The sequence below is a fragment of the Lentibacillus kapialis genome, from assembly GCF_014646635.1.
Classification (GTDB): Bacteria; Bacillota; Bacilli; order Bacillales; family Amphibacillaceae; genus Lentibacillus; species Lentibacillus kapialis.
The window spans coordinates 1-18,318 of record NZ_BMNQ01000066.1 but is presented as its reverse complement, the minus strand read 5'-3'; the positions used below and the strand labels follow the sequence as shown (position 1 = coordinate 18,318).

Here is an 18,318-nt window from a genome sequence, read left to right as displayed (position 1 = left end):
AGATGGATGATTAAATGGCTAAATTTTCTGACACCTTTCCCTGGGTACCCAGGGAAAGGTGTCAGAAAACAAACCCCAATTCCGGGGATACTCTATTAATTTACACAAACTTCTTGACGGTACCGAATTTTAATTTGTGAAAAGGGGTTTTATGATATGAAATTGTTAACATTCCGTACAGATGAAGGCAATCATTTAGGAGTTAAGACAGAAAAAGGCGTTATAGATATAACGGAAATGTTGCCAGGCGTTTCAGATGTAAAGGCTGTCATTCGTAACCCTGATCAGCTGACATTAGTAGAGTTAGCGATTAGGGAAGGAACATTTCCATTTATGGATGAAGAACAACTTGATATAGGTCCATGCGTTGATAATCCGGAAAAAATAGTCTGTGTGGGGCTAAATTATCAAAAGCATGCTAAAGAGTCGAACGCAGCAATTCCAGAACAACCAATCCTATTTAATAAATACAATAATGCATTAGCTGGTCATAAAGATAATGTTAATCTACCAAGTGATTCCAGACAAGTAGACTACGAAGTTGAATTAGGTATTGTTATGGGAAAGGAAGCAAAGGAAGTTTCAAAAGAAAATGCGCTTGATTACGTGTTTGGCTATTGCAGTGCCAATGATCTCTCTGCAAGAGACTTGCAATTCAGGTCCAATCAGTGGCTTCTTGGGAAAAGCCTGGATGGATTTTGCCCTCTGGGACCTTACCTGGTAACTGCCGATGAAGTCGAAAATCCGAATGCTTTAGATGTTAGCTGTACCGTTAATGGAGAAGTTAGGCAGCAGTCCAATACGAAGGACATGATTTTTTTCTGTGATGAAATTATCAGTTATATGTCACATTATATGACACTTAAACCGGGTGATGTCATTTTAACCGGCACTCCTGAAGGCGTTATTTTGGGGTATGAAGAATCGAGTCAAGTCTGGCTGAAAGATGGCGATCAGGTGGCAGTGGCAGTTGAAGGGCTTGGTAAGCTTGTAAATGTTATGAAATTAAAATGAGACATCTTATCAGGGGGAAAATAAAATGATCGAAAACCAACTTGTGTATTTACTGTTTTTCTTGGTTTTCTTGTTCCTTATGATTCTGATTGGATTCTGGGTCACTCGTAAAGTAGAAACGGGAGAGGATTTTTGATTGAGCGTTTCCTCCTTATCGCTCTCATTGGAACAATCGGGTTAGCTTTGGCCTTTATTATAGGTTCCGCTAACATTATTGATTATATAACAAATATGAGTTCTACCATTATGACAGGGTTGCTTGTAGCAGCATTATTAGGTAAATATTGGCCTCGAGCCACATGGCAAGGCGGGATAGCGGCCCTAATAGGAGGGTCAGGAACCTCTATTAGTGTTATGTTAAACAATGAGTTATCTGAATTTTGGGGCAATCCTGTCATACCTTCACTTATAGTCTCTTTATTGGCTGGTGTGATTATAAGCTACTTAACCCCTAAAAAAACAATTTCCAGGGAAGAAGCTTTAAAGAAACTGGAAGAAGAAAGAACGGTATTCAAAGACGTGATGTAATTCAAAGATACAGCTATTGGAAAAATCGAGCGAAATGAGGTGAATCCGTTGCAGATTATTAAGAAGAAGGGCTTGATGAGGGAAATGAAGCTTTTTGGATTGGGGATGCTCTATTTGTTTCCCACCTTTTTAATACTAGGCGTTTTCCTTTTTTACCCCATTTTAAAAACTGTTCAGTTTAGTTTTTCGAATGTATTAGATGGTGGAATCGTTGCGGGTTTTGTTGGATTGGAGCATTATCTATCGTTATTAAGTTCCCCATCATTTCTTAACAGTTTAAAAGTTTCATTCTTGTTTGTGCTTTATACTGTCCCGCTTACCATTATTCTTTCGTTATTTTTAGCGGTTATTGCAAACGAAAAGTTAAAAGGCAATAAAATTTTTCAAATGATATTTTCGTCTCAGCTAGGCATTTCGGGGGCTGCAAGCTCAGCAATATTGCTTTTTTTCTTTCATCCGACGTTAGGAACGATTAATAATGTCTTAGGTTTTATTGGTGTACCAAGAATTGAATGGCTGACCTCTCCTGATTGGGCACTGTTTTCTGTTGCATTAGCTACTGTCTGGATGGGTCTAAGTTTAAATTTCATTCTCTTTTTAGGAGGACTGCAAAATATTTCGGAGGACTTATATGAAAGCGCTTTAGTTGACGGAGCGGGATATTGGAATCGTTTGTTCAAGATCACAATACCCTTACTATCGCCAGTGCTATTTTTTGTCACAATCATTAACTTCATTAATGCGTTCCAATCTTTTGGACAGGTGGATATTCTAACTGAAGGTGGTCCCTCTGAAGCTACTAATCTTATTGTCTATTCAATCTACAGAGAGGCTTTTATGTATGGCAATTATGGGTTTGCCAGTGCACAAGCTATCGTTTTATTTATTATTACATTAGTTGTTACGCTGATTCAATTTAAAGTAGGGGAAAGGAGGGTGCATTACCAATGATGAAAAAAATAATTTTATACATTCTACTTGTCATCAGCGCGTTTTTCATGTTTGCACCGATTTTATATGCACTATCTGTCAGTTTTATGTCAGCCGGTGATGTAAATAATGCAGCCTTATTGCCCTCGGAACCAACCTTTCAAGGATATCAGGAAGCTTCCACACGAATACCACTTGTTCGATTTCTGTTTAATAGTTTTTTGATTGCCGTCAGCGTGATGATAGGTCAAATTTTTCTTTGCAGCTTGGCTGCGTTTGCATTTGTTTTTATCCCGTTTAAAGGCAGAAAAGTGTTATTTATTCTGCTGCTGAGTACAATGCTCATTCCATTCGAATCTACAATAGTACCCAACCATGTAACTATTCTAAATCTGGGCTGGCTCGATACATTTCAAGCTTTGATTGTTCCAACGCTCGTCACGCCATTCGGTGTTTTTCTCCTAAGACAACATTTTTTAACAATGCCTAAAGAACTGTGGGACGCCGCTCAAATGGATGGGTGTTCTTACTTTCGATACTATTTATCTTTTGCACTGCCTCTTTCCAAAACAATTCTTGGTGCACTAAGCATTTTTGCATTCATATCAACATGGAACAGTTATTTATGGCCATTAATTATGACAAGTAACGATAATGTCCGTCCTATTCAAATCGGCCTTAAAATGTTAGTGAGTTCGCAAGCTTCTACAAACTGGCCGATTGTAATGGCAGGATCCATTATAGCTCTCTTGCCAACATTGCTCATCTTATTCTTTGGGTTGAAATATATACGTGAAGGTTTGCTGTCCGGATCCGTCAAAGGTTAGAAGGAAGGAGGTATTTGATCTGTATATTTACGATGAGCTGGTGTGAAGCGAAAGGTGATTTCTAAAAAATTATGGAAGGGTGATGAAATTGAAAAAGCTTCTTTTTGCTCTCGTGATGTTGGTATTACTGTTATCGGCGTGTACCGGCAATTCGCAGGAAGCAACAACGACGGAGGATGGTAAAACTGTTATTAAGTTTTGGCATAATCTGGATGGCGATAATGCATTGACACTTGAGGGGATTATTGAAAAATTCAATGGGCAATCTGATTCTGTTCAAGTAAAACCTTCGTTTCAGGATAATGTACAGCAGCAAATGCGTACTGTAGGTTCTACAGACTCCGCTCCGACAGTATTTATGGGAGGAGATTTAGCTTATTATAGCCAGAGCGGATACATTACACCCGTGGAAGAAATGATTGAAGAGGATAATTCTTTTAGTATGAATCAATTAAACGAGGCAGTGGTGTCAAACCATTCTCTTGATGGGACATTAAGCGGTATGCCATTTAATGTGTTTGTTCCATTATTATTTTATAATACTTCCATGTTTAAAGACGCTGGACTAGACCCCGACAATCCGCCACAAACATTCAGTGAGATTCAGAAAGCAGCTGAAAAGCTTACAGTGGGTTCTGGAGAGGAGCCAGATGTTTACGGATTCTCTATACCAATCAACACATCTTTCATTTATAATTTATTCGCTGTTCAAAACGAGCTGGTTTTTAACCATGATAATGGCCGTCTAGGGAAACAGCCTACAAAAACGTTTCTTAACTCAGATGTTGGTCAAAATATTTACAACTGGATAGCGGAGATGAATAAAGCCGGGAATTTCGGGAATTATGGACGCACTTGGTCCAATACCCAGATGGCTTTTTCAGCTGGAGAGCTTGCGATGTATCCCGATTCCTCTGCCGTGACAGGTATTTGGCTTGAAACGCTCGATTTTGAATTTGACACGGCACCAATGCCCGTCCCTGATGGAAAAGAATGGTCGGGTGTTAACCAGGGAGGATCGCAGCTTTGGCTGTCAAACCAAGCTTCGGAGGAGGAACAAAAAGCAGGATGGGAATTCATTAAGTATCTGGTTAGTGCAGAGGTACAATCAGAGTGGGCAACCAAGACAGGATACGTGCCTGTTACCCCGGAAGCGGCTAAGATTTCTCCACTGAAAGAGGCATATAGTGAAGACGCACAATTAAAGGAAGCATACGATGCACTGAATAACACGAAGCCGTCAGAAGCCACTGCTGGTCCTTCCCTTGAAGAAGTAGAGGTATCTGAAATGGTAGCTCAATCCTTTGAGAAGTTATTACAAGGAGAAAGTGTTGAAGATGTTCTACAGGAAGCGGAGCAAAAAATAAACAAATTACTTCAATAATAACAGCATATGATTACAGCGTATGATTCTTTGTTAGTGAAAACCTGTACTGCTGCAGTACAGGTTTTCTGCTGCAATGGCTCTTTATTAGATGCCTGGTATGCCATATCTATTTTCGAAAAAAAGATCTTGTCGTCTTGGATATTATAAATATCGTTACCCATTCGCGATGTATTAACAAGGGGAAATTGCTTCCCAATTAAGGATTCCGAGACATATAAGAATATTGCAGGTTTATCCTTTTATGGAGGGTGCGGAGGAGTAGTAGTTAATGGATTTCGTGAAGATTGCCTCTCTTTGCTTCCCTCATCATTATTAGTAGCAGCAATTTTGCTTGCTTCATTATTTTCAGGAAGTTTTGAACCTTGCTTTTTACATACTCTGAATTAATTTGAGTGATCAGGTAGAAAACAGGCGCGCGCATGTATATCTTACGAGGGACAATTCTTTGTTGTTTTCTAAGAATGGCTCAAAAACAAGGCTGAGATCATGAAGAGGGTCCCTGTATATAAGCCAGGTTACATTCAACCAAAATCAGTTATCATATACCGTCTGAAATTGCGTGAAGTGATGTCCAAGGGAGGCGAAGTTGTCACCCTCTTAAATTAAATAGAGAAATTTCACTAAATAAATTTTTATACAGCTATTGAAAAGCGCTTACATTTATTATAAACTATTACTAAACCGATTTACTAAACCGATTTAGTTAAAGTGAATATGAAAGGTACAATGTGATGAATTCAAAATTAAGAACAATCACAATATCTGATGTAGCAGAAAAAGCAGAAGTTTCAAAAAGTACCGTTTCCCAATATTTGAATCAACGCTATGAGTATATGGGAAAAAAAACGCGAGAGCGTATCGCTGCTGCCATACAGGAATTAGATTATCAGCCCAACTTTGTGGCACGATCACTTAAGCAGAAAAAGTCAACAACGATTGGCGTTATTGTCGCCAATATTTCTCATGAATTTTCTACGCAGATTGTCAAATCGATTGAGGACTACTGTAATGCATCTGATTATCACATTATAGTCTGCAATGCTGAGGATGATCCAGATAAGGAAAAGGAATACATCGATATGCTACGTGCCAAGCAAATGGAAGGGATCATTGTTTTTCCAACTAGTACTAACATCAATTTATATCTTGAGCTAACTATGGAAGATTACCCCTTAGTTTTCGTTGATCGCGAAGTGCCAGAGGTGAATGCTAGTTCAATAATGCTGGATAATAAAAAAGCGGCTGCGTTGGCAGTTGAGGAGTTTATATCACATGGGTTTTCAAAGGTGGGTATTATCACGAATTCTACAGATAATAATGTCTCGCCAAGAATCGAAAGAATTAGTGGTTTTCGAGATGCCTTATCCAAGAATAGTTTAGAGGTCTGCGAAGACTATATAAAAAGTGTTGAAGTTGAAAACGTTACGGGTGAACTGGATAAAATGATGCGCTTAAATGAGCCGCCGGAAGCTATTTTAGCGGGGAATGACCTGGTATTGATTGAGATTCTCAGATTTGTTAAGCAACATAAGCTAACAATTCCTGAAGATCTTGCGGTTATAGGGATTGACGATGTATCCTTTGCCTCTATCTATTATCCAGAAATAACGACGATTGCACAGCCTACCAGCGAAATGGGATGGAAGGCTGCAGAATTGCTACTAAACAGAATAAAAGGGGGCCATGAAAACAGGCGGGATACACATCGATTTACACCAACCTTATTGAGACGCTCTTCATGTTAAACAGGAGGTAAATACAATGAAACAGACAATTAAAAGCATCACGAATGAAGTTACAGAAGTTCTTGAAAAAGTTGATAATGATGAACTCGAACTATTGGCTCGACAAATAGCCCAATCAAGACGTGTTTTCATAGCCGGGAATGGGCGCTCTGGACTTGCTGGGAAAATGTTTGCGATGCGTCTTATGCATATAGGATATACGGTATATGTTGTCGGGGAAACAATTACACCAAGTATAAAAGAAGATGATTTACTTATTGTTATTTCCGGCTCTGGGGGAACGCAAACACTTGTTTATTACGTGAACAAGGCAAAGGAGGCTCATTCATCTGTTGGGTCGATCACAACAAATATGGATTCGCCAATTGGACAATCATGCGATTTTGTGGTAAAAGTTCCGGCTGTCACTAAGAAGACAAAAGGTCACCGCAATACAATTCAGCCGTTGGGAAGTCAATTTGATCAATCGGTACATGTGCTACTGGATGGCATTGTTGTTTTTTTGATTGAACATTATGCGCAAAGCGCTGGAGATATATTTAATAAAAAACACGCTAATTTGGAATAGGAGTGAAAACAATTATGTCGTCAATTGATACTATCTACCGCAACCCGATTGTCGCAGTCATCCGCCATTCCAATATTGAAACGATTATCCCACTTGTCCGTGCTTTGAAAGAAGGGGGGATTCGTTCGGTTGAACTAACCGCCGAAACAAAGGGGGTCGCCGGAATCATTGAAAAAGTCATGAACGTATTCGGAGATGATGTTTTTATCGGAGGCGGGACGGTTCTTGATCCTGAAACAGCTAAGGAGGTGATTTCTGCAGGTGCTGAATTTGTTGTGTCACCAACGCTGAATGTAGACACAATCAAAATGACTAAGCGTTATGGAAAATTGGCGATACCAGGTGCATTAACCCCGACGGAAATTTTGACAGCATATGAACATGGTGCTGATATGGTGAAGGTATTTCCGGCCAATACAGTTGGTCCCTCTTATATAAAAAGTGTGCATGGGCCGCTGCCACAAATTCCGCTCATGGTCACTGGCGGAATAACGTTGGACAATATGAAGGAGTATTTGGAAGCAGGAAGTATATCGGTTGGAGTAGGTGGTAACCTTGCCGATCCGCGACAATTGAATTCAGAAGAGGACTTTAAGGCGTTAACAAAGAAGGCAAAAGCATTTGCTGATCAGTTAAGATAAATGTTAATAAAATTCATTTAAAAGGAAGTGTCTTATGATGAGAAAGTTGCTTTTATCACTAGCCGTTTTTTTGATGGCTGGAATACTAGTTGCATGTGGCGATGAAGGTAGTGATTCCGAGGGTTCAAGTGGTGAGGATTCAATTAAAATTATAGCAGCACATAACCAGACAGACCCAGAAAATCCGTACCAAAAAGGTTTGCTGGCTTTTAAAGAAAAGGCTGAAGCTGAATCAAATGGTAAAATAGAGGTCGAAGTTCATGCAGGAACCATAGGTACAGAGGAATCGGAACTTGTTGAAAAACTAAAAACAGGTGCTGCCGATGTTGTACTCGTATCACCAGGTTTTATGACATCGACTGGTATTGATCAGGTGGATCTATTCGCTTTCCCTTATCTATTTGATAGCTATGATCATTGGGAAAATGTGGTTACAGGTGAAGTTGGTGACAAAATGGCTAACATTATCAACGAAGAGTCCAACAATGATTTTAAACTTTTGGGCTACTGGACAGCTGGGGTACGCCACTACTATGGTAAAAAGCCAATTAAAAACATTGATGATTTGCAAGGTATGACGATTCGTACGCAAACATCCGGAGTGGTCTCGGATTTTTGGGAAGAAGTAGGCACTGTTCCAACATCCGTTGCATGGGGAGAGCTTTATCAGGCACTGCAGCAAGACGTTGTTGACTCTGCTGAAAATGCTTATCCTTATTTTGTGCAGCAGGATCATCACCAAACTGAAAACGGTAAATATATTACTGAAACAGCTCATGACTATACAACACGTTTTTTATTGATCAATGGCAATAAATTCGATAAATATACCGAAGAACAGCAGGATATTATTATGAGTGCTGCTGAAACCTCTGTAGAAGCTGAGTGGAAGTCATTGCATAAGCAAGAAGAGGAATATAAAGGAATAGCGAAAGAAGATGGGGCTAAAATTAATCAGATTGACCGTCAGCCGTTCGTCGATATCGCTAAACCAATCCAAGACAAAGCAGCTAAAGAAATAGGCGTGGAAGATTTACTTGAAAAAATCAGAAATGCTAAATAAGAAGTAATATTGGAAGGGCACGGCATAGCGTGGAGGCTTGTGTCCTTTCAAATTGGTTAAGGAGGAGTAACGTGAATAAACTTGTGAAATACATCGAAAGGACACAGATTGTCTTCGGAGTAACTTTTCTGGTCATATTCTTTTTAACGGTTCTATTACAAATCGTTACTCGACATCTATCCATTTCCGTCATCTGGACCGAAGAAGTTGCCAATTATTCGTTTGTTTGGGCTGTATTTATGGGTGCAGCAGTAATGGTCAACCGTCGTGATCACTTCAATTTCGATATATTACAGAAAAAACTGGGGGGCAAAAAAAAGTTTTTCCTGAATATGTTGAATGATATTATTCTAGTTTTATTCAATATTACTATTTTGTATTTCGGGATAAAAGTAGTGCAAAAGTTTTGGGACTACAATTGGACTGCTTTGCCTGATATGAAAATGGGTTATGTATGGATTTCTATTCCAATCATGGCCATAACCATGATCATCTATTCCTTATCACACATGCTTAAGCACTTCGAACGCTTCAGAAAAGGGGAGGCACAAGAATGATGGGTTATTTACTTATAGGTACTTTCTTGGTTTTGCTCCTAATCGGTGTACCAATTGCCTTTGTCATTGGCATTGTTGCATTTTTGGGGATTGTCAGTATTGAATATATTCCGGAGATGAGTGTGCCAATGCGTATGATGAATGAATTAAATTCATTTGTACTGTTGGCGGTGCCCTTGTTTATTTTAGTGGCTAACTTGATGAATCAAGGTAAGATATCGGAAAAATTAATCGAGTTTGCTTTGGCTATAGTTGGGTCAATTCGTGGGGGACTTGCTCAGGCAAATGTTTTGGTTTCCATGATGTTTGCTGGTGTTTCAGGTGCTTCCCAGGCTGATACAGCCGGTGTAGGTAAGATTTTAATCCCAAGTATGAAAAGGAATGGCTATGATACAGAAACAGCGGTTGGGGTAACAGCTGCATCGTCAACCGTTGGAGTTGTTATTCCGCCAAGTATTCCTATGATTATTTTTGCGGGTATAACGAATGCATCAGTTGGTGCGCTATTTCTGGCGGGTATTGTGCCTGGTATCCTGGTATCACTTGCGATGATGATTTTTGTATATATAATCGCAAGAAAAAGAAATTTCGAACGGCGTGAACGTGTGAAAGCAAGTACTTTTTTTAAATTAATGTTTGAATCATTGCCGGCATTGTTGACTCCAATTATCATCATCGGTGGGATTGTGGTTGGCTTCTTTACAGCGACAGAAGCAGCTGCAGTAGCGGCAGTTTATACCCTTTTAATTAGCATGTTTTTTTATAAAACCCTAAAGCTGTCCCATTTACCGAAGATTTTATTTGATACATTGTCTTTAAGCTCGCTGTCTTTATTTGCTCTTGCTGCTGCAGGCGCGCTTGGTGAATTGATGGGGTATTATCAGCTTGGTATGAAGGCACAGGAATTCTTTACTGATAACATTGATGCGAAATGGATTTTTATCATTATCACTATTCTGTTCTTCCTGTTTATTGGAACATTTATGGATGCGATTCCAGCGATGATCTTGTTTGTGCCAGTGATTTTGCCGACCGCGCTTCAATTTGGCTTTGATCCGGTACATTTGGGATTAATTGTTGTCATGACACTGGCCATAGGTTTGGTGACACCGCCATATGGATTATGTCTGCTCCTAGCAGCCAAAATCGGTAAATTACCGATAGAACGATCATTCAGGGCTGTAATACCTTATATGACTATTATATTGGTTGTTTTGGGAGTTGTGGCTTTCTTCCCGGAAGTTGCTATGTATTTTCCAAAGTTGATTAATCCTGACTTATTCTAAAAAATGAGGTGTATGTGAAATGGTAGTGAATAAAACAAAAGCAACGGCGGCTAAAGCCTCCCTGAAATATATCAATAATGGTATGACAATCGGCCTTGGATCGGGATCCACCATGTATTACTTTTTGGAAGAGTTGGGTAATTTGGTTCAATCTGGATTGCACATTGAAGGTGTTCCGACATCGAAACGGACTGAAAAATGGGCATTGGACTTTGGTGTTCCCCTAACCGAATTGGCCAGGGATACAGTGATTGATGTAGCGATCGATGGTGCCAATCAGGTGGATGAAAATTTTCATTTGTTAAAGGGTGGTGGTGGCTCCTTGGTCAGGGAGAAAATTGTGGCTGCTTCAGCCAAAGAGCTGATTATCTTAATTGATGATTCCAAATGTGTTAGCCGGATTCATGATGCCGATTTACCTGTTGAAGTGCTCCCGTTTGGCTGGGAGAAGACGGCTATGGCGATTGAACAACAAGGCTATGATCCGATATTACGGTACAAGGATGGCGCCTCTTTTATTTCCGACAACGGGAACTATATTGTGGACTGCCATATTCGCACCTTGGAAGCCCCACTGAAAGTACATCAGCAATTTAAGAAATTGACCGGAGTTGTTGACACGGGGCTGTTTATCGGAATGGCTGACCGAGTCATTATCGGGAAGGAAGATGGTGCCGTTGAGAAAAGGAATTGAATACAGGCCCAAAAGCAGGAGGTATAGACATGAATGATGTTATAACGATTGGCGATGCGATGATTGCTTTCAATCCCTCAAAGACAGGCCCAATGAAATTTGTACCGTCATTCACCAAGAACATTGGTGGGGCTGAATTGAATGTTGCCATTGGCTGTGCACGTTTAGGGCTTGAAGCTGGCTGGATCAGCCGTCTGGGCGACGATGAATTTGGTAAATATATCCGCAATTTTGCAAGAGGTGAAGGGATTGATACATCACAGGTTGACTTTGAGAAGGGTCATCCTACATCACTGAATTTTAAGGAAATCATGGAAGATGGAAGTGTCCGGACTTTCTATTATCGTGAGAAATCGCCGACTGCCACGATGAAACCGGACGAGTTGTCGGAGGAATATTTTAAACAGGCGAAAATCCTTCACATCACCGGTATTTTTCCGGGCGTTGCCGAACAAAACCTTGAGTTGACGCGGAAAGCCATTGAGCTGGCAAAGCAATATGGTCTGACAGTCAGTTTTGATCCGAATATCCGGCTAAAATTATGGTCGAAAGAGGAAATAAGTGAAGTCTCTATATCCTTCCTGCCTGATGTGGATATACTGCTGGCAGGTGTCGAAGAAATGGAAGTGATCTTCGGCGAAAGTGACCAGGAAAAAATTATTGAAGCGTGTGCACCATATGATATCGAACATATCGTGCTGAAGCAGGGAGAGAATGGCGCTGTCGGCTACCACAATAATCAATTGGTTGACGCCGAGGCTGTGCTGCCGACGAATGTTGTGGACACGGTCGGGGCCGGTGATGGTTTTGATGCCGGGTATTTATATGGTTACTTGAACGGATGGTCACTGGAGAGGTCATTAAACTTTGCTAATACGATTGGTTCGATGGTTATAGGCGTAGTCGGTGATAATGAGGGGTTGCCTTATCTGGAAGATGTTCAGATGAAACTGGGTGAAATTGAACGAATTGAACGTTAAAAAGGGAGGTATCGGTGCGTGAAACTGCAATTGGCACTTGACCGATTAACATGGGATAAATGTATAGAGGTTTTAAATCAAACACACGAATCTATTGATATTATTGAAGTGGGGACCGGCGTTATAAAAGAGTATGGCATGGCGATTGTAAAAGAAATCCGCAAGAGGTTTCCTTCCCATCAGATTATGGCGGACATGAAAACATGTGACGCCGGAGGGCATGAAGCGCGTCAGGCTTTTAATGCCGGTGCAGATATTACTACGGTGATGGCGTTTTCCTCGGTCCTGACGATTCAGGATACGATGGAAGTTGCGAGTGAATATGAGGGACGCGTGATGGTCGACTTACTGGAAGTACAGAATAGGGAGAAGCTGGAGGAGATTTCGGCGTTAAACGTGGATCTTGTTAGCTTGCATGTCGGTAAAGACCGTCAGAAAAAGGGCGTGTTTAATACGGAAATGTTCAAACTAGTAGATGGTTTTCCATATGAAGTTGCTGTAGCTGGAGGGATTGATAAAAATACTGTTGGACAGGCAGCATCCGGCAACCCGAATATCATCATTGTTGGCAGTGCGATTACAAAAGCTGAGAATTATGCACAAGCTGCGGAGACTATCCGCCGGACCATGAAAGGTTAAAGCTATGTTGAATCTGTGTACCATTGGGACGAGTCAAATTACCCGAACCTTTATTGAGGCTACAGAACATGTTGAAGGTGTGCAAGTGAATGCCGTGTATTCCAGAGACCAACAGAAGGCAGACGCTTTAGCGAACTCTTTTAACGTACCTATGAGCTACACCGACCTGGATATCATGCTAACCGATGAGCGAATAAATGGTGTTTATATCGCATCACCAAATGCTATCCATTTTGAACAGGTGATGACATGTTTGAAGCGGCAAAAGCACGTCATTTGTGAAAAGCCGATTTTTACCGGAATTTCTAATTTCAAGGCAGCTTATGAAGAAGCTGATCGTCAAGGTGTCTATCTGTTTGAAGCCATAAAAAATCTTCATACACCTAATTTCCTAAAATTAAAAGATGCTCTGAATTTGGTTGGGAGTGTACGAAGCGCCTATTTTCATCGGGTACGCTATTCTTCCAAGTATGATCGTTTTCTGGAAGGTGACATCCCAAACGTTTTCTCCAAACAGATGGATGGAGGTGCGTTGCAAGACCTGGGGGTCTATCCACTCAGCCTGATGGTAGCGTTGTTCGGTGAACCTGAAGCATCGCACTATCATTGTGTGCCACTTAGCTCGGGAGTGGATGGAAGTGGGACATTGTTGCTTGATTATACCGATTTCATTGGAACTATCATGTGTTCAAAAATCTCCACATCATATAATGCCGGGGAGATTCATGGGGAAAGGGGAACGCTTGTGGTAGATAATTCGTCCCCGATCAATGCTATCAAATTCATACCAAATCATGGGAGTGATACAGCGGACTTAGAAATGTCAGAAACGATGCCGACTATGAGTTATCAGATAAGAAATTTCAAGTCGATTATAGATTCAGTCGATCATGAAACTTATTGCTATTATCGAAAAATCAGTGAGAAGGTTGTATCTATTCTGGATGACCATGGAAATTGTTAGCATGCTTTAAATCTGTTTTTATAAGATACGCCATGTTTCAGTAACGGCATCCTCAAATAATAGGAAATTAAAGTTGGGGATGTATTTTCAGGAATAGCAGTCAGTCCAGAAAGCGTGTTTTCCCGATACGTACCGCCAGATTCTATCCATTGTACACTATCTGGTCCTAGCGTGAGTTCCCTACACCAACTTTTAAACAACAGCTTGAACCCTTGGCATATAAGGGATAACAAGCGCCCTGGCGTGTATATGCTAATAGCATTTTTCCGCCAGGGATGATATAAAAATTCCAATTCTGAATCCATGTTCCTTCCCGCCGACATCAACTGGTGTATAGTCCGAGAAAGGGATCTTGACCAATTCCTCATGATGTGCCGGTGATAACGATGCTACATAAGGAATTTCGGAGGCATCTAGTTCGGCAAAGTTCTTTTTTGTACTGCTTCCCTTGTCAAAGACAACCGTAAATTCCTCAACCGCCAGCTGTAATTCGGTTAGTTTGTCCCGCAGTTGATTTAAGAACGGAACAAACCGTGTACTGTCGATCTATATAAATGGAAAAAAGGGTTTCAGGGACTTTTGCCTAATTAGTATAGGTAATAGAATGTTACCTATGGAGGCGGACAAAGTGAAAAATATTTATGCATATGACAATCTGATCCCTGAAATTCAAGCTGTTAAAAGAGCGATGGGACAAACAAAAGATCTTCGTTTATTTAAACGGTATCAAGCCATTTTACAGTATATAAAAGGACAGCCAGTAAGCGAGATTGCCGATTTAATAGGTTGTAGCGAGAAAACAATATACAATTACGTAAACACATATAAATCTAATGGTTTGGCAGGATTGGTTCCAAGTGAATCTCCGGGTCGTCCTTGTCTTCTTACAGAAGAGCAGGAACAAGAAGTTTACAAAACAATTGTGAATACAAAGCCGGTTGATTTTGACTTTCCAGCTGAAATGAACTGGACCTCTTTTTTAATTCATGTCTGAATCAAGCAGGAATACGATGTCACATTCACAGACCGAGGCGTGCGTGCGCTGCTGCCTCGCTTAGGACTCAGTTATACAAGACCAACATACACGTTAGCAAAAGCCGATCCTGAAAAACAAGAAGCATTCAGGGAAGAATTTGCGACGGCTAAAAAAATGAACGATGGCGAGATTGATCGAATTTTGTTCCAGGATGAATCCATGATTCGAGATTATCAAGCGATTGCTAAGACCTGGTTTCCCAAAGGGCAGCAAAAAAAGATACCAACATACGGAAAGCACCATGGTGTTAAATTAATTGGGGCATTGGATTATACAACAGGCGATATCTTTTGTATAGAAAGAGAACGGTATGACGCAAAAGAATTTCTATCTTTTTTAGAGCAAGTAGTCGACCGCTATTTGTAATTATTAAAATCCATTTATATAGTAGAATGTACCAGAAATTCCTTCCAGTGAATTTTTTAACATAATCCCGCTTAGCTTGTTAAGTTGGAAATATAATCCAGTTTATCAACTTCTAAGAGGTGAGTAGCTATGTTATCCACATTCCACATCTGAAGGTAATTGTTAACCGCAGAAATTATCAGGATTTAGAACAAAGTAAGATATACAGTGAAGAGGAAAAGAAATAGGCAGGAAAATATGCTAAAATAGAGAGAACAATAGACTGACTTCTCATGGGGAGGCGGCTCACCTTAGTTGCTCGTTGGATTGGCCATTGGTCATGTCACAGCGGGGAAGGAGGTGGCGCCCGTATGTCCACGTTTCAAGTGCTCACGTTATTGTTTGCGTTTGGAATGCTCGTGGCATTTATTATGTCCGAGAGGCATAAATAAACCTCCCCAGAGTTGGTAGCTCGAACCGGGAGGTTTATCATTCTCTAAGAGCCGCCCCCTTTGACGGGGTTCGGTCTATTGTTGACCGTCGGGTTACCGGCGGTCTTTTTTTAGTTTATGAAGATTCTATAAACATTATACCACAGAAAGCTATTTTGTACACATGCAACAACCGAAAGATTATCAAATGGAAATTGTTGCAGTCGATTTGGGCTATGGATGTGTCAAAGCTATATCGTCAAGCGGAAAACAGATACTGTTCCTATTGATTGTCGGAAACGGTTATGAACGCGGGCTCATGAATTTGTTTGGCGACACATCCCGTGCCCCCTTTAGAAACATCTGATTAGGCAGCCCAACCGGGCGGGGGAGACAGGACGTACGACTGACTCTCCTTTGAGGGTGCCTGTCACTTCCCGAATTTTGTCGAATGGAATTAATGTATAAAAGCTGCTGGTTAGGTAGAGCTGGCGGCTTTTTTGTCATCCAAAAAGTAAGTAAAATATTTCTTAGTTTATGCGAGAATAAGCGCATAGATTATGGTATTTCTTTTTCGCCGATTCTTCCAGGAATTAGATGGGGAGTGACAAAGACATGACTAAATACCTATTTTACAGAGAATTGAATTCAATTAAACATTGCTTCACTTATGTATTGTATACTAATTGGTATATGGTCGGCATAGCGGACCCGCTTAATATGGACGGTTTCAGGCTGGTCATTTTCTCCAGATGCACGGGTAATTGAACACCTTCTGCTTTAACAAGGTTTGCTCCGATTCCATTCCCATACATTGGATGGTTTCCGTCCAGTATTTTTTGTTTAATTCTCTCTTTCAGTTGGATGTGAAGCGGAATTGAATTATTGTATTCCAGTGCCATGAGAATCCTCCATGATTTTCTATTATTCAACCAGCGTATAGGATTGAATCTCGGAAGGATGCGCGGGTAGAACAGAACAATCATCATTTATGTAAATGGCGGCATTAACTACACGCTCTGCCGGGACTTTAATCCAAGTCAGGAATACGTTTCATTATTTCAGCCATCGTGAAAGATATACACGGGATGTCGGGGGAGGTTACATGCTCGTCTTCTTGGAAAACATTGATAAGACTGTACTGTTTATCATGCAGGGAATATTGTTCTAAAATGCCTGTCTTAGGTTCTACTATCCAATATTCAGGAATGCCGAAATTGGCATAAGTATTTAACTTATCAATTTTATCCCGTTTTAATGTTGACGGGGAAAGAATTTCGACAACAAGGTCTGGAGATCCTACTATACCGCGATTACTTATAATATCCATTCGATCCCGGCGGATAAGGATAAGATCCGGCTGTCTTACTTCATCATTAGCCAATATGACATCAATCGGAGCATATAAAATTACATAGTCTGATTCACAGCTTTTAGTAATATCTTTTTGCATTTCAAAGCTAATCATCTGATGGGTAACAGATGGTGCCGGGCTCATCAATTCCAATTGACCACCAACGAGCTCATAGCGGTTTCCGTCATCAATTGAGGCATAGTCATTATAGGTGAGATTGCTTTCCTTAATGAGTTCAGCATAGGCGTTCTTATTTTGACGCTCCTTTTTATCACTCATCACCGTATCCCCCCATTTATTTGTTGGTGATAGTATATCATAGGGGTATGTCCTGCGCCACAATTTTTCCGGGTGCCTGTCACTCCCCGGATTAATCTCCCTCAAACAATCCCACATACATCCTGGTCTGCCTAAGTTGTTTTCCCAGTATATAGACAGGGTATATGTCCACCAGCAGCTGTCGACCGTTTTTCTCCATAGTGCCTGTACCACCTAAATTTTAGTAAAAGAATAAATGTTAAGAGCCGTCTCCCAGAAGGGCTTAGCTCCACTCGGACCGGATGGGAAATCTATAAATCTTCATCACATGACACAAAAAAATGAGAGTTCGATAGCAGAGGTTACACAATCATTTCACAAAGAAAATAATACTATAATTCATATTAATCCTAATACTATGCCTTCGGGTGTAAATAGGGCTAAATTTAATAAATGGCAAACTAATTACTGGAAAAGTAGAGCAAATGATTATTAATATAAAAGGGGTATAAAGATGAGCCTTGAAACTTATCAAAAAGCTAAGCAAATAATTTTGGAAGAAGACATTGCTGACTTTGTTGGAGGTTGCACAGATGATTTAATAAGGTTGGCTGAAGAAAAGATAGGGTTAAAGTTTGCCGGTTTATATCTAGATTACTTAAAGACGTTCGGAGCAGGTAATTTCGAATCCCAAGAAATTTACGGAATGATTCATGCTGATTTTGAAAACTCTTCAGTGCCGGATGCTATATGGTACACTTTAACAGAACGAAGGGAAATTAACTTACCAAATAACCTCCTTATTATTTATGATACTGGCAGTGATGAGCTATTTTGTTTAGATTATAATCAACTTGCTGAAAACGGTGAGCCAAAAATCGTATCATTTGTGCCTGGGGCTGAGCTATATAAATGGAAATAAATATTTACACCTTATTGCACAACCGGTGTACTATAACTTCAGGTGTCCTGCTGACTTCTGAAATAAAGGATTGAACAGCTTTTCTTATTTCATCGACGGATTGATAGAACACATTGTAGATTACTGATTTTTTCAACCATCCCCATAAT

At 40.3% G+C, this 18,318-nt stretch carries 22 protein-coding genes and 1 pseudogene; 20 read left to right on the top strand and 3 right to left on the bottom strand.

All coding sequences use genetic code 11. The features are described from left to right. Positions 1 to 156 precede the first annotated feature (156 nt). The 15 genes from IEW67_RS15710 (at position 157) to IEW67_RS15640 (ending at position 13,823) form a co-directional block, all read left to right on the top strand. Positions 157 to 1,014: a fumarylacetoacetate hydrolase family protein gene (locus IEW67_RS15710; protein WP_188634032.1), complete on the top strand. Its 858-nt coding sequence runs from the start codon at positions 157 to 159 to the stop codon at positions 1,012 to 1,014. Positions 1,015 to 1,146: 132 nt separating this feature from the next. Then, positions 1,147 to 1,542 (top strand): SLC5/6 family protein, encoded by a 396-nt coding sequence (locus tag IEW67_RS15705; RefSeq protein ID WP_188634031.1) that lies wholly within the window; start codon positions 1,147 to 1,149, stop codon positions 1,540 to 1,542. A gap of 39 nt (positions 1,543 to 1,581) precedes the next feature. Next, positions 1,582 to 2,493, top strand: a complete 912-nt coding sequence (locus IEW67_RS15700) for a carbohydrate ABC transporter permease (protein ID WP_308430743.1) — start codon at positions 1,582 to 1,584, stop codon at positions 2,491 to 2,493. Next, entirely contained in the window at positions 2,490 to 3,299 is an 810-nt protein-coding gene (locus IEW67_RS15695; RefSeq protein WP_188634030.1) for a carbohydrate ABC transporter permease, read from the top strand. The genes IEW67_RS15700 and IEW67_RS15695 overlap by 4 nt, the downstream gene beginning before the upstream one ends. A gap of 88 nt (positions 3,300 to 3,387) precedes the next feature. Continuing rightward, positions 3,388 to 4,683: an ABC transporter substrate-binding protein gene (locus tag IEW67_RS15690; RefSeq protein WP_188634029.1), complete on the top strand. Its 1,296-nt coding sequence runs from the start codon at positions 3,388 to 3,390 to the stop codon at positions 4,681 to 4,683. 734 nt (positions 4,684 to 5,417) lie between these two features. Next, the gene (locus IEW67_RS15685) at positions 5,418 to 6,431 is read left to right on the top strand and encodes a LacI family DNA-binding transcriptional regulator (protein WP_188634028.1); all 1,014 of its coding nucleotides are present in this window, start codon (positions 5,418 to 5,420) and stop codon (positions 6,429 to 6,431) included. Positions 6,432 to 6,447: 16 nt separating this feature from the next. Further along, on the top strand, positions 6,448 to 6,999 hold the full coding sequence (hxlB, locus tag IEW67_RS15680) for a 6-phospho-3-hexuloisomerase (RefSeq protein ID WP_188634027.1): 552 nt from the start codon (positions 6,448 to 6,450) through the stop codon (positions 6,997 to 6,999). A gap of 14 nt (positions 7,000 to 7,013) precedes the next feature. After that, on the top strand, positions 7,014 to 7,640 hold the full coding sequence (locus IEW67_RS15675) for a bifunctional 4-hydroxy-2-oxoglutarate aldolase/2-dehydro-3-deoxy-phosphogluconate aldolase (protein ID WP_188634026.1): 627 nt from the start codon (positions 7,014 to 7,016) through the stop codon (positions 7,638 to 7,640). Positions 7,641 to 7,674: 34 nt separating this feature from the next. Then, positions 7,675 to 8,703 (top strand): TRAP transporter substrate-binding protein, encoded by a 1,029-nt coding sequence (locus IEW67_RS15670; protein WP_308430742.1) that lies wholly within the window; start codon positions 7,675 to 7,677, stop codon positions 8,701 to 8,703. A gap of 71 nt (positions 8,704 to 8,774) precedes the next feature. Next, on the top strand, positions 8,775 to 9,260 hold the full coding sequence (locus IEW67_RS15665; protein ID WP_188634025.1) for a TRAP transporter small permease: 486 nt from the start codon (positions 8,775 to 8,777) through the stop codon (positions 9,258 to 9,260). Next, on the top strand, positions 9,260 to 10,546 hold the full coding sequence (locus IEW67_RS15660) for a TRAP transporter large permease (protein WP_188634033.1): 1,287 nt from the start codon (positions 9,260 to 9,262) through the stop codon (positions 10,544 to 10,546). The genes IEW67_RS15665 and IEW67_RS15660 overlap by 1 nt, the downstream gene beginning before the upstream one ends. A 19-nt stretch (positions 10,547 to 10,565) precedes the next feature. Continuing rightward, positions 10,566 to 11,240: a ribose 5-phosphate isomerase A gene (gene rpiA / locus IEW67_RS15655; protein WP_188634024.1), complete on the top strand. Its 675-nt coding sequence runs from the start codon at positions 10,566 to 10,568 to the stop codon at positions 11,238 to 11,240. A 29-nt stretch (positions 11,241 to 11,269) separates the two neighbouring features. Beyond that, positions 11,270 to 12,220: a sugar kinase gene (locus IEW67_RS15650; RefSeq protein ID WP_188634023.1), complete on the top strand. Its 951-nt coding sequence runs from the start codon at positions 11,270 to 11,272 to the stop codon at positions 12,218 to 12,220. 18 nt (positions 12,221 to 12,238) lie between these two features. Beyond that, entirely contained in the window at positions 12,239 to 12,859 is a 621-nt protein-coding gene (hxlA, locus tag IEW67_RS15645) for a 3-hexulose-6-phosphate synthase (protein WP_188634022.1), read from the top strand. Between the two features lie 4 nt (positions 12,860 to 12,863). After that, a complete protein-coding gene (locus tag IEW67_RS15640) occupies positions 12,864 to 13,823 on the top strand; it encodes a Gfo/Idh/MocA family protein (protein WP_188634021.1) in 960 nt (319 codons plus the stop codon). Positions 13,824 to 14,129: 306 nt separating this feature from the next. On the opposite strand, the pseudogene IEW67_RS18540 reads toward IEW67_RS15640, so the two are convergent. Then, positions 14,130 to 14,366, bottom strand: a pseudogene (locus IEW67_RS18540) (IS1634 family transposase); the annotation flags it as partial. Between the two features lie 85 nt (positions 14,367 to 14,451). Between IEW67_RS18540 and IEW67_RS15635 the strand changes: the two are divergent. The 3 genes from IEW67_RS15635 to IEW67_RS15625 all read left to right on the top strand — a co-directional run bounded on the left by IEW67_RS15635 (position 14,452) and on the right by IEW67_RS15625 (position 16,002). Further along, complete coding sequence (locus IEW67_RS15635; protein ID WP_188634020.1) at positions 14,452 to 14,817, top strand: helix-turn-helix domain-containing protein; 366 nt, start codon at positions 14,452 to 14,454, stop codon at positions 14,815 to 14,817. Beyond that, positions 14,818 to 15,225: an IS630 family transposase gene (locus IEW67_RS15630; RefSeq protein ID WP_268238687.1), complete on the top strand. Its 408-nt coding sequence runs from the start codon at positions 14,818 to 14,820 to the stop codon at positions 15,223 to 15,225. It begins immediately after the preceding gene. Between the two features lie 594 nt (positions 15,226 to 15,819). Next, positions 15,820 to 16,002, top strand: coding sequence for a hypothetical protein (locus IEW67_RS15625; RefSeq protein WP_188634018.1), 183 nt, complete (start codon positions 15,820 to 15,822; stop codon positions 16,000 to 16,002). Positions 16,003 to 16,303: 301 nt separating this feature from the next. Here IEW67_RS15625 and IEW67_RS15620 read toward each other — a convergent pair whose 3' ends face one another. Together IEW67_RS15620 and IEW67_RS15615 are read right to left on the bottom strand one after the other, a co-directional pair. Continuing rightward, on the bottom strand, positions 16,304 to 16,537 hold the full coding sequence (locus IEW67_RS15620) for a hypothetical protein (protein ID WP_188634017.1): 234 nt from the start codon (positions 16,535 to 16,537) through the stop codon (positions 16,304 to 16,306). A gap of 128 nt (positions 16,538 to 16,665) precedes the next feature. Next, positions 16,666 to 17,268: a Uma2 family endonuclease gene (locus IEW67_RS15615; RefSeq protein WP_188634016.1), complete on the bottom strand. Its 603-nt coding sequence runs from the start codon at positions 17,266 to 17,268 to the stop codon at positions 16,666 to 16,668. A gap of 235 nt (positions 17,269 to 17,503) precedes the next feature. Between IEW67_RS15615 and IEW67_RS18505 the strand changes: the two genes are divergently transcribed. Both IEW67_RS18505 and IEW67_RS15605 read left to right on the top strand, forming a co-directional pair. Next, positions 17,504 to 17,743, top strand: coding sequence for an HNH/ENDO VII family nuclease (locus IEW67_RS18505; RefSeq protein WP_188634015.1), 240 nt, complete (start codon positions 17,504 to 17,506; stop codon positions 17,741 to 17,743). 18 nt (positions 17,744 to 17,761) lie between these two features. Then, the gene (locus IEW67_RS15605; RefSeq protein WP_188634014.1) at positions 17,762 to 18,169 is read left to right on the top strand and encodes an SMI1/KNR4 family protein; all 408 of its coding nucleotides are present in this window, start codon (positions 17,762 to 17,764) and stop codon (positions 18,167 to 18,169) included. The last annotated feature ends 149 nt before the right edge of the window (positions 18,170 to 18,318 follow it).

Bases quoted from the DNA above. Each gene is read 5' to 3' on its own strand.
- IEW67_RS15660 (WP_188634033.1), top strand. From the start codon at position 9,260: ATGGGTTATTTACTTATAGGTACTTTCTTGGTTTTGCTCCTAATCGGT.
- IEW67_RS18505 (WP_188634015.1), top strand. From the start codon at position 17,504: ATGTTAAGAGCCGTCTCCCAGAAGGGCTTAGCTCCACTCGGACCGGAT.
- IEW67_RS15695 (WP_188634030.1), top strand. From the start codon at position 2,490: ATGATGAAAAAAATAATTTTATACATTCTACTTGTCATCAGCGCGTTT.
- IEW67_RS15670 (WP_308430742.1), top strand. From the start codon at position 7,675: ATGATGAGAAAGTTGCTTTTATCACTAGCCGTTTTTTTGATGGCTGGA.
- IEW67_RS15625 (WP_188634018.1), top strand. From the start codon at position 15,820: ATGCAACAACCGAAAGATTATCAAATGGAAATTGTTGCAGTCGATTTG.
- hxlB (WP_188634027.1), top strand. From the start codon at position 6,448: ATGAAACAGACAATTAAAAGCATCACGAATGAAGTTACAGAAGTTCTT.
- IEW67_RS15620 (WP_188634017.1), bottom strand. From the start codon at position 16,537: ATGGCACTGGAATACAATAATTCAATTCCGCTTCACATCCAACTGAAA.
- IEW67_RS15605 (WP_188634014.1), top strand. From the start codon at position 17,762: ATGAGCCTTGAAACTTATCAAAAAGCTAAGCAAATAATTTTGGAAGAA.
- IEW67_RS15640 (WP_188634021.1), top strand. From the start codon at position 12,864: ATGTTGAATCTGTGTACCATTGGGACGAGTCAAATTACCCGAACCTTT.
- IEW67_RS15685 (WP_188634028.1), top strand. From the start codon at position 5,418: ATGAATTCAAAATTAAGAACAATCACAATATCTGATGTAGCAGAAAAA.
- IEW67_RS15710 (WP_188634032.1), top strand. From the start codon at position 157: ATGAAATTGTTAACATTCCGTACAGATGAAGGCAATCATTTAGGAGTT.
- IEW67_RS15675 (WP_188634026.1), top strand. From the start codon at position 7,014: ATGTCGTCAATTGATACTATCTACCGCAACCCGATTGTCGCAGTCATC.
- rpiA (WP_188634024.1), top strand. From the start codon at position 10,566: ATGGTAGTGAATAAAACAAAAGCAACGGCGGCTAAAGCCTCCCTGAAA.
- IEW67_RS15650 (WP_188634023.1), top strand. From the start codon at position 11,270: ATGAATGATGTTATAACGATTGGCGATGCGATGATTGCTTTCAATCCC.
- IEW67_RS15615 (WP_188634016.1), bottom strand. From the start codon at position 17,268: ATGAGTGATAAAAAGGAGCGTCAAAATAAGAACGCCTATGCTGAACTC.